General features: G+C 70.4%; 8 protein-coding genes and 1 riboswitch. Of the genes, 5 read left to right on the top strand and 3 right to left on the bottom strand.

Going from position 1 to position 9,522, the window contains the following annotated elements:
• Positions 1-154 precede the first annotated feature (154 nt).
• Positions 155-1,012 carry a trehalose-phosphatase gene (gene otsB / locus ACIBJG_RS22730; RefSeq protein WP_399309865.1) on the top strand — a complete coding sequence of 286 codons (858 nt, stop codon included), beginning with the start codon at positions 155-157 and terminating at the stop codon, positions 1,010-1,012.
• Here the strand turns inward: otsB and ACIBJG_RS22725 are convergent.
• Together ACIBJG_RS22725 and ACIBJG_RS22720 are read right to left on the bottom strand one after the other, a co-directional pair.
• Positions 989-2,380, bottom strand: coding sequence for a trehalose-6-phosphate synthase (locus ACIBJG_RS22725; protein ID WP_399309863.1), 1,392 nt, complete (start codon positions 2,378-2,380; stop codon positions 989-991). The two genes, otsB and ACIBJG_RS22725, sit on opposite strands and share 24 nt — an antisense overlap.
• A gap of 53 nt (positions 2,381-2,433) precedes the next feature.
• The gene (locus tag ACIBJG_RS22720) at positions 2,434-3,372 is read right to left on the bottom strand and encodes a glucosyl-3-phosphoglycerate synthase (protein WP_399309862.1); all 939 of its coding nucleotides are present in this window, start codon (positions 3,370-3,372) and stop codon (positions 2,434-2,436) included.
• 153 nt (positions 3,373-3,525) lie between these two features.
• A riboswitch (SAM riboswitch) is annotated at positions 3,526-3,652 on the top strand.
• 15 nt (positions 3,653-3,667) lie between these two features.
• Here ACIBJG_RS22720 and thrC point away from each other — a divergent pair.
• The 4 genes from thrC to groL all read left to right on the top strand — a co-directional run bounded on the left by thrC (position 3,668) and on the right by groL (position 7,923).
• Positions 3,668-4,960 (top strand): threonine synthase, encoded by a 1,293-nt coding sequence (gene thrC, locus ACIBJG_RS22715; RefSeq protein ID WP_399309860.1) that lies wholly within the window; start codon positions 3,668-3,670, stop codon positions 4,958-4,960.
• Between the two features lie 34 nt (positions 4,961-4,994).
• The gene (locus ACIBJG_RS22710) at positions 4,995-5,273 is read left to right on the top strand and encodes a MoaD/ThiS family protein (RefSeq protein WP_399309858.1); all 279 of its coding nucleotides are present in this window, start codon (positions 4,995-4,997) and stop codon (positions 5,271-5,273) included.
• Between the two features lie 445 nt (positions 5,274-5,718).
• Positions 5,719-5,925 (top strand): cold-shock protein, encoded by a 207-nt coding sequence (locus tag ACIBJG_RS22705; protein ID WP_003967346.1) that lies wholly within the window; start codon positions 5,719-5,721, stop codon positions 5,923-5,925.
• A gap of 372 nt (positions 5,926-6,297) precedes the next feature.
• Positions 6,298-7,923: a chaperonin GroEL gene (groL, locus tag ACIBJG_RS22700; protein ID WP_326737779.1), complete on the top strand. Its 1,626-nt coding sequence runs from the start codon at positions 6,298-6,300 to the stop codon at positions 7,921-7,923.
• Between the two features lie 258 nt (positions 7,924-8,181).
• On the opposite strand, the gene ACIBJG_RS22695 is transcribed toward groL, so the two are convergent.
• On the bottom strand, positions 8,182-9,501 hold the full coding sequence (locus ACIBJG_RS22695) for an alpha/beta hydrolase family protein (protein ID WP_399309857.1): 1,320 nt from the start codon (positions 9,499-9,501) through the stop codon (positions 8,182-8,184).
• Between the last annotated feature and the right edge of the window lie 21 nt (positions 9,502-9,522).

Raw genomic sequence — 9,522 nt, 5'->3', positions numbered from 1 at the left:
GCACAGGCACCCGCGCACAGGCACCCGCGCACAGGCACCCGCGCACAGGCACCCGCGCACAGGCACCCGCGCACAGGCACCCGCGCACAGGCACCCGCGCACAGGCACCCCCGCACACGCCCCGCACACAGGCCACCGCCTATAGGCTCGGCCCATGGGCAGCAACCCGCACACCCCGCCCCTGCCGGCCCCGACCACCCCCGCCGGTCAGGAGGGTCTCGCCGCGCTCCTCGCCCGGCCCGACCGCGCCGTCATCGCACTCGACTTCGACGGAACGCTCGCCGACATCGTCCCGGACCCCGAACAGGCCCGCGCCCACCCCGGCACCGTCGAGGCACTGGCCGCACTCGCCCCCAAGGTCGCGTCGATCGCCGTGATCACCGGCCGCCCGGCCGGCGTCGCGGTCCGCTACGGCGGCTTCGCCGGCGTCCTGGGACTGGACCGGCTCGTCGTCCTCGGCCACTACGGCGCCGAACGCTGGGACGCCGTCTCCGGCACCGTCCGCGCCCCCGCCCCGCACCCCGGCGTCGCCGCCGTCCGGGCCGAACTCCCCGGCGTGCTCGACCGGTTCGACTCCTGGCACGGCACCTGGATAGAGGAGAAGGGGCAGGCGCTCGCCGTCCACACCCGCCGCGCCGCCGACCCGCAGGCCGCCTTCGACGCCCTGCGCGGCCCCCTGGGCGAGCTCGCCGCCCGCCACGGGCTGATCGTCGAACCGGGCCGCCTGGTCCTGGAGTTGCGCCCCTCCGGCATGGACAAGGGCGTGGCCCTCACCCAGTACGTACGCGAGACCGGCGCCGAGTCCGTCCTGTACGCGGGCGACGACCTGGGCGACCTCGCCGCCTACGCCGCCGTCGACAAGCTCCGCACCGAGGGCCCCGACGGCACCCCCGGCCTGCTGATCTGCAGCGGCAGCGCGGAAGTGCCCGAACTGGCCGAACGCGCCGACCTGTCGCTGCCGGGGCCCGGGGCCGTCGTCGCGTTCCTGTCAGCCCTGGCGCAGCGCCTCTAGCTGGTCCAGGAACCACTGCTGCGGCGGCAGCGCGGTCGCCGCCGCGGCCAGCCGCTTCGTGCGCGCCGCCCGCTCGTCGTCCGCCATCGTCAGCGCCTCGTGCAGCGCGTCGGCGGTGGCGGACACGTCGTACGGGTTCACCGTGATCGCGTCGGCGCCCAGCTCCTCGTACGCCCCGGCCTCCCGCGACAGCACCAGCGCGCAGCCGTGGTCGGAGACGACCGGGACCTCCTTGGCGACCAGGTTCATCCCGTCCCGGATCGGGTTGACGAGGGCGACGTCCGCCAGCCGGTACGCCCCCAGCGAGCGGGCGAAGTCGTCCTTGACGTGGAGGACGACCGGGGTCCAGTCCGCCGTCCCGTACTCCGCGTTGATCCCGTCGGCGACGCGCTGCACCTCGGCCGTGTACTCGCGGTAGACCGCCAGGTCCTGTCGCGAGGGGTAGGCGAACGCGATGTGGACGACGCGCCCGCGCCACTCGGGCCGCCCGTCGAGCAGGGCGCGGTAGGCGAGCATCCCGCGGACGATGTTCTTGGACAGTTCCGTACGGTCCACCCGCACGATCGTCTTCCGGCCGGGGCCCACCTGTTCCCGCAGCGCCGCCATCCGCTCGTCCACGTCCGCCTCGTGCGCGCGGCGGCGCAGGAAGTCCGCGTCGGCACCGAGACCGTGCACCCCGATCCGGGTATGCCCCGTGCCACCGAGGATCTCCGTGCAGCAGCCGATGAACGCATCGGCCCAGCGGCGGGTCAGGAACGCCGCCCGGTCGGCGCCGAGGATGCCGCGCAGCAGCTGTTCGGCGATGTCGTCGGGCAGCAGCCGGAAGTAGTCGACGGGCGCCCACGGCGTGTGCGAGAAGTGGCCGATCCTGAGGTCGGGGCGGAGCTCGCGGAGCATGCCGGGCACCAGGGCCAGGTGGTAGTCCTGCACGAGGACCGCCGCGCCCTCGCCCGCCTCCTCGGCGAGCGCCTCGGCGAAGGCCCGGTTGTACGTCTCGAAGGCGGCCCACTGACGGCGGAACTCCGCGTCGAAGACGGGCTCGACGGGGGTCTGGTAGAGCAGGTGGTGGACGAACCAGAGCACCGAGTTCGCGATGCCGTTGTACGCGTCGGCGTGCACGTCCGCGTCGATGTCGAGCATCCGGACGCCCGGCTCGCCGACCCCGCGACGCACTGCCTCGCGGTCACCGTCCCCGAGGGCGGCGCAGACCCACATCTTGTCGTCCACGGCGCTCAGGCCGGAGACGAGTCCGCCCCCGCCGCGCCGGGAGTCGAGGGAGCCGTCCTCGCGCAGCGCGTACGAGACGGGGCCGCGGTTGGACGCGACGAGAACCTGGGCAGCGGGCTGAGGGGCGTGCTCGGAGACCATGGGCGGAATCTAGCCCGATCACCAACCGCCCAAACGTGCGAAGCCGGACGGTGTCACGCCGCTCGGCGTGAAACGTACTCCTCGATCTCGCGCATCGGCGGCCGCTCCTCGGTGTCCACCGGGTAGGTGTGCGGGACGAATCCGTGCTCGCCGCGCTCGAACTGGGTCAGCGACGGGCGCACCAGATGCCCGCGGGACAGGCGGAGTTGGGCGGTCCGGTAGATCGCGGCCGCCATCCGGCCGAGCGCCTGGCCGTCCTGGTGGCGGTGCTTCCTGACCCCGACGTCGACCTGGGCGAGCGCGTCCAGGCCGACCGTGTGCAGGGCGTCGACGAGCAGACCCAGCTCCACTCCGTAACCGACGGGGAACGGCAGCCGCTCCAGCAGTGAGCGGCGCACGGCGTACTCGCCGCCCAGCGGCTGGACGAAACCGGCCAGCTGGGGCCAGTGCAGATTGAGCAGCGGGCGTGCCACCATTTCGGTGACCCGGCCGCCCTGCCCCGTGGTGTCGCCGAACGGGCGGTCGTACATCGCCTTGACGAACTGCACCGAGGGATCGGTCAGCAGCGGACCGACGATGCCGGAGACGAACTCCGCCGAGAAGTCCTTCAGGTCCGCGTCGATGAAGCAGACGATGTCGCCGCCGGTCACCAGGAGTGACCGCCAGAGGACCTCGCCCTTGCCGGGGACGGCCGGGATGCGGGGCAGGATCGCGTCCCGGTGGACCACCCGGGCGCCCGCCCGGCGGGCGACCTCGGTGGTGGCGTCCGTGGAGCCGGAATCGATCACCACGAGCTCGTCGACCAGCCGGACCTTCTCCATGAGCTCGCGCCGGATCGTCGTGACGATGTCCCCGACCGTCGCCGCCTCGTTCAGCGCGGGCAGCACCACACTCACGCTCGCGCCGTTCCCGGCGTCGAGCAGACGGTCCAGCGGACGGTCGGCGGCTGACCAGGAACGCCTGGTCAGCCAGCGTTCGACCTCTTCCAGCACGGTCGATACTCCCTGTATGTGATCCATCTCGCGGTACGGACGACTATCTCAACAGTCCGGTGCTTCGGTTACAGTCTTGAACAACGCAGATGACCGTCGCATGCCGGGGTCCGTCCGCCGATAAACGCCTGGATCCATGGTCCAGTGCCACAGCGCTCATCCAGAGGGACTGAGGGAACGGCCCGTTGAAGTCCCGGCAACCCTCCCGCCGACCGCGAGGTCAGGTGGGGAAGGTGCCAATTCCGTCTCGTGACGAAATGCGTCGCGAGGAAGATGAGGAAAGGACCTCGCCATCATGGCTGTTGAGACTGTTGCAGCACACACCGAAGCTTCCGTGGACCTCGGTCCCGCCGCGGCGCTTTCCTGTCGCGAATGCGGAGAACGGTTCGCACTCGGCCCCCTTTTCGCCTGCGCGTCCTGTTTCGGGCCGCTCGAAGTGGCGTACGACCTGCCGAGCGGCTCCCCGGACGAGCTGAAGAAGCGCATCGAGGCCGGACCCAACAACATCTGGCGCTACGCGCCGCTGCTGCCGGTCCCCTCCGATGTCGCGGACAAGCCCAACATCAACCCCGGCTTCACCAAGCTGGTCAAGGCCGACAACCTCGCCCGCGAGCTGGGCGTCACCGGCGGCCTGTACGTCAAGGACGACTCCGGCAACCCGACGCACTCCTTCAAGGACCGCGTCGTCGCGATCGCCGTCGAGGCCGCCCGCGCCTTCGGATTCACCACCCTGTCCTGCTCCTCCACCGGCAACCTCGCCGGCGCCGTCGGCGCAGCCGCCGCCCGGGCCGGCCTGCGCTCCTGCGTGTTCATCCCGCACGACCTGGAGCAGGGCAAGGTCGTCATGGCCGCGGTGTACGGCGGTGAGCTGGTCGGTATCGAGGGCAACTACGACGACGTCAACCGCTTCTGCTCCGAGCTCATCGGCGACCCGCTCGGCGAGGGCTGGGGCTTCGTCAACGTCAACCTGCGTCCGTACTACGGCGAAGGCTCCAAGACCCTCGCGTACGAGATCTGCGAGCAGCTCGGCTGGCAGCTGCCCGACCAGATCGTCATCCCGATCGCGTCCGGCTCGCAGCTCACGAAGATCGACAAGGGCCTCCAGGAGCTGATCAAGCTCGGCCTGGTCGAGGACAAGCCGTACAAGATCTTCGGTGCCCAGGCCGAGGGCTGCTCCCCGGTCTCCGCCGCCTTCAAGGCCGGTCACGACGTGGTCCGCCCGCAGAAGCCGAACACGATCGCCAAGTCCCTGGCGATCGGCAACCCGGCCGACGGCCCGTACGTCCTGGACATCGCCCGCCGCACCGGTGGCGCCGTCGAGGACGTCAACGACGAGCAGGTCGTCGACGCGATCAAGTTGCTGGCGCGCACCGAGGGCATCTTCGCCGAGACCGCGGGCGGGGTGACGGTCGGCGTGACGAAGAAGCTGATCGACGCCGGCCTGCTGGACCCGGCGCTCACCACCGTCGTCCTGAACACCGGAGACGGCCTCAAGACGCTGGACGCGGTGGCCGCCACCTCGCAGGCGACCGCGACGATCCGCCCGAGCCTGGACGCCTTCCGCGAAGCCGGCCTCGGCACCAGCTGACCACTCACCCGAGACTTCAGGAAGGGCACCCACCATGAGCGTCAAGGTCCGTATCCCCACCATCCTCCGCACCTACACGGGCGGCCAGGCCGAGGTCCCGGCCGAGGGCACGACCCTCTCCCAGGTCATCCAGTCCCTGGAGAAGGACCACCCGGGCATCGCCGCCCGCGTACTGGACGACCAGGGCAAGCTGCGCCGCTTCGTGAACGTGTACGTCAACGACGACGATGTGCGCTTCGAGGGCGGCCTGGACGCGGCCACCCCGGACGGCGCCGGTATCTCGATCATCCCGGCCGTCGCCGGCGGCTGCTGAGCCGCGGCCCGGGCCCTTCGAGGCCGCCGGGCCGACTTCACAGCGTGACCACGATTGCCCCCTCCGCGAGAGAAGCGGAGGGGGCAATTCTGCATGGTTGAGCGCGGTACAGTGAGGGAAGCCCCCTTCGCTGCCCGTGCCCCCCGCATATGAGAATGCGCCTGGCCACGACAAGATGCAGCCAAAGTACGTGAGCTCCTTGCGCCATAAGTCGCCTTTGCCTGGCCTGACTTGCCCTGGAATCTCATGAATCCCTCACATTCGGGCGATCGGTGCTGCCCAGAATTCTCGTCCGATTGACCTGTTGCAGAGGGCAGTTGGGCAGATACATTCGGCCGCGGTCGACGCGTTCCGGCGCACGCACCCTCTCCTGTCGGAGGGTGAGTTCTGACCCGGGTCCGCGAAGTGCGGTCCCGTGCAAGGGCCAGTAATAGGGGAGTTAGGCATGGCTCAGGGCACCGTCAAGTGGTTCAACGCGGAGAAGGGGTACGGCTTCATCGCGGTCGACGGTGGTGCGGATGTTTTCGTCCACTACAGCGCGATCCAGATGGACGGGTACCGCACCCTCGAAGAGGGTCAGCGAGTTGAATTCGAGATCTCGCAGGGCCAGAAGGGGCCCCAGGCGGACATGGTCAAGCTCGCCGTCGGCTGAGCCCGTCGGCCGCGACACAGTCGGCCAACGACACTACTCACGCACGGAGGGCCCGTACCCCTGAGGTACGGGCCCTCCGCGCGTCCCGGGCCACTTCCGCGCACCCCTCGCCGCTGTCCACGCTCCGAGGAGGACGCTTGCGCCCACCGGTCGCCCGACCACCTCCCCTCAAGGAGCCTTCGGCGCTTGCACTCGACGGGGTCGAGTGCTAATTATTGGTTAGCACTCTCTGGGTGAGAGTGACAGAAACTTGGACCGGGCCGGTGAGGCCCGCAGGTCTCCGGGGCAAGGAACCGGCAGACAGGCAGGCCGTCCGTCGCGGGCGCCTCTCGGTCCGGAGAAATCCACCCCTGTCCGGGAGGACCACTTCATATGGCCAAGATCATCGCCTTCGACGAGGAGGCCCGGCGCGGTCTTGAGCGCGGCATGAACCAGCTCGCCGACGCCGTCAAGGTCACCCTCGGCCCCAAGGGCCGCAACGTCGTCCTTGAGAAGAAGTGGGGCGCCCCCACGATCACCAACGATGGTGTTTCCATCGCCAAGGAGATCGAGCTGGAGGACCCGTACGAGAAGATCGGTGCGGAGCTGGTCAAGGAGGTCGCCAAGAAGACGGACGACGTCGCCGGCGACGGTACGACCACCGCCACCGTTCTGGCTCAGGCGCTCGTCCGCGAAGGCCTTCGCAACGTGGCCGCGGGTGCGAACCCGATGGCTCTCAAGCGGGGCATCGAGAAGGCCGTCGAGGCCGTCTCCGCCGCCCTCCTGGAGCAGGCCAAGGACGTGGAGACCAAGGAGCAGATCGCTTCGACGGCCTCCATCTCCGCCGCCGACACCCAGATCGGCGAGCTCATCGCCGAGGCCATGGACAAGGTCGGCAAGGAAGGCGTCATCACGGTCGAGGAGTCCCAGACCTTCGGTCTGGAGCTCGAGCTCACCGAGGGCATGCGCTTCGACAAGGGCTACATCTCGGCGTACTTCGCCACGGACATGGAGCGCATGGAGTCGTCCCTGGACGACCCGTACATCCTGATCGTGAACTCGAAGATCAGCAACGTGAAGGACCTCCTTCCGCTGCTCGAGAAGGTCATGCAGTCCGGCAAGCCGCTGCTGATCATCGCCGAGGACGTCGAGGGCGAGGCCCTGTCGACCCTGGTCGTCAACAAGATCCGTGGCACCTTCAAGTCCGTCGCCGTCAAGGCTCCGGGCTTCGGTGACCGCCGCAAGGCCATGCTCGGCGACATCGCCATCCTCACCGGTGGCACCGTCATCTCCGAGGAGGTCGGCCTCAAGCTGGAGAACGCCGGTCTCGACCTGCTCGGCCGCGCCCGCAAGGTCGTCATCACCAAGGACGAGACGACGATCGTCGACGGCTCCGGTGACAGCGACCAGGTCCAGGGTCGCGTCAACCAGATCCGTGCCGAGATCGAGAACTCCGACTCGGACTACGACCGCGAGAAGCTCCAGGAGCGCCTCGCGAAGCTGGCCGGCGGCGTGGCCGTCATCAAGGCCGGTGCCGCGACCGAGGTCGAGCTCAAGGAGCGCAAGCACCGCATCGAGGACGCGGTGCGCAACGCCAAGGCCGCCGTCGAGGAGGGCATCGTCGCCGGTGGTGGCGTGGCTCTGCTCCAGGCCTCGGCCGTCTTCGAGAAGCTCGAGCTCACGGGTGACGAGGCGACCGGCGCCAACGCCGTCAAGCTGGCGCTGGAGGCCCCGCTCAAGCAGATCGCCGTCAACGGTGGTCTCGAGGGTGGCGTCGTCGTCGAGAAGGTGCGCAACCTGCCGATCGGTCACGGCCTCAACGCCGCGACCGGCGAGTACGTCGACATGATCGCCGAGGGCATTCTCGACCCGGCGAAGGTCACGCGCTCCGCCCTGCAGAACGCCGCGTCCATCGCCGCGCTCTTCCTCACCACCGAGGCCGTCATCGCCGACAAGCCGGAGAAGGCCGCTGCCGGCGGCGCTCCGGGCGGCATGCCGGGCGGTGACATGGACTTCTGATCCTGACGGATCGGTAGCTCCTGCACAGCAGTACATGACACCGGCCCCCGGGGATTCGTCCCCGGGGGCCGGTGTCATGTCTGCCGAAGGGCTCTAGTGCCGCGGCAGGCAACGTTTGCCCCGTCGCGACGCCCGGCACGCACTCTCGCCGCACCGGCCGAAAGCCCGAGTACGTCCAGTACGAGGACTTCCGGCCGGCACGCCGAGAGCACGCACCGGACGCCGCTCCTTCACGGGCAAACGTTGCCCGCCGAGGCACTAGCGGCTGAACACCATCTCCGGGAAACGGCCTGACGGACCGTCCAGCAGATGGTCGTCGTGGCCGCGCAGCCACCGCCCGAAGAACGACGTCACATACGCCCGGGCCGCGGCCGCCGCCCGGTCCGGCCGCACCGTCCCGACCGCCGCCGTCAACCCGTCGCCGGGCTCCGCACCCTGCCGGGCGAGCTGCGGGAGCAGTACCTGTGCGTCCGTGTACGAGGCGTGGCGCGAGCCGGTCAGGGTGACGTTCGCCTTCCAGCCGGGGGTGTTGCGCCAGAACGCGGCCCAGGACGGCTGCTGCCGGTAGTCGCCCGAACCCTCGCTCTCCGTACCCATCAGCAGCAGCGGCCGGTCGAGCCCCTCCAGCGCCACCGTGCTCAGCCGGCTCCCGTCCGGCAGCTCCCCGCCGACGTAGTCCATCTGCCCGTCCATGTTGACGCCCGCCCGGATCCGGCGGTCGTCGTGCATCGCCTGGGCCGCGGTGAAGCCACCGGCGGAGTGGCCGAACATCCCGACCCGTCGCAGATCGAGTACGTCCCCGAAGCGCGTCCGGTTCAGCGCCGGCAGCCGGTCGAGGACGAACCGCGTATCGGCCACCCGTACCGCGACGACCTTCCGCAGCAGGGCGCTGACCGCGTCCGGGGCGCTGGGCGGGGCGCCGTCGAAGATCCGCATGGTGGCGAGGCGGCCGCCGGGGAACTCGACCTCGGTGGCCTCGTAGGTGTGGTCGACGGTGACGACGGCGTAGCCGTGGCTCGCCAGGTCGTCCACCAGTGCGGTGTTCCAGGTGCGCGGGTCCCCGAGCCCGGGGGAGTAGAGGACGACGGGCAGCCGGCCGGCCCGGGGGTGCACGGGCGCGTGCCGTCGGGCGTGGCTGAGCGTGGCACCCCAGTCGACCGTCCCCGGTGTCATCCCCAGGTTCAGGGCGGCGGCGCCCTCCGGCCCCCCGAAGTGGGCGGCCGCGGCGGCGGACATCTGCGGCTCGCGGGGCGCGGAGCCACCGGACGCGGCCGGGTAGCGGACGCTGATCATGAGCTCGCGGTACGGGGAGGACTCCGGCGCCCACGGGGCGGCCCGGGTGCGGTCGACGAGGTGGAAGGTGGTGGAGCCGACGTCGAACGGGCCGGTCGGGCGGGGCAGGTGAGCGATCGGCAGGTCCGCGCGGGCTCTCCCGGTCCCGGCCGTGGAGCGAGGACGGCTGCCGGCCGCGACGGACGGTACGGCGGACGTGGCCAGTACGGCGGTCGCGGCCAGCCCGGTGACGAGCACCTGCCGGCGGTGGTGGGTGCGGGTACGCGTACGCGGAACTGCGGTCACCTGGAACTCCCCGTTCGGGTG

The organism is Streptomyces sp. NPDC050422, from assembly GCF_044458665.1.
Classification (GTDB): Bacteria; Actinomycetota; Actinomycetes; order Streptomycetales; family Streptomycetaceae; genus Streptomyces.
The sequence above is the reverse complement of the archived record's forward strand: the minus strand, read 5'-3'. Positions and strand labels throughout refer to the sequence as shown.

Excerpts from the sequence above, each read along its gene's own strand:
- otsB (WP_399309865.1), top strand. The coding sequence starts at position 155 with ATGGGCAGCAACCCGCACACCCCGCCCCTGCCGGCCCCGACCACCCCC.
- ACIBJG_RS22725 (WP_399309863.1), bottom strand. The coding sequence starts at position 2,380 with ATGGTCTCCGAGCACGCCCCTCAGCCCGCTGCCCAGGTTCTCGTCGCG.
- thrC (WP_399309860.1), top strand. The coding sequence starts at position 3,668 with ATGGCTGTTGAGACTGTTGCAGCACACACCGAAGCTTCCGTGGACCTC.
- ACIBJG_RS22710 (WP_399309858.1), top strand. The coding sequence starts at position 4,995 with ATGAGCGTCAAGGTCCGTATCCCCACCATCCTCCGCACCTACACGGGC.
- ACIBJG_RS22705 (WP_003967346.1), top strand. The coding sequence starts at position 5,719 with ATGGCTCAGGGCACCGTCAAGTGGTTCAACGCGGAGAAGGGGTACGGC.
- groL (WP_326737779.1), top strand. The coding sequence starts at position 6,298 with ATGGCCAAGATCATCGCCTTCGACGAGGAGGCCCGGCGCGGTCTTGAG.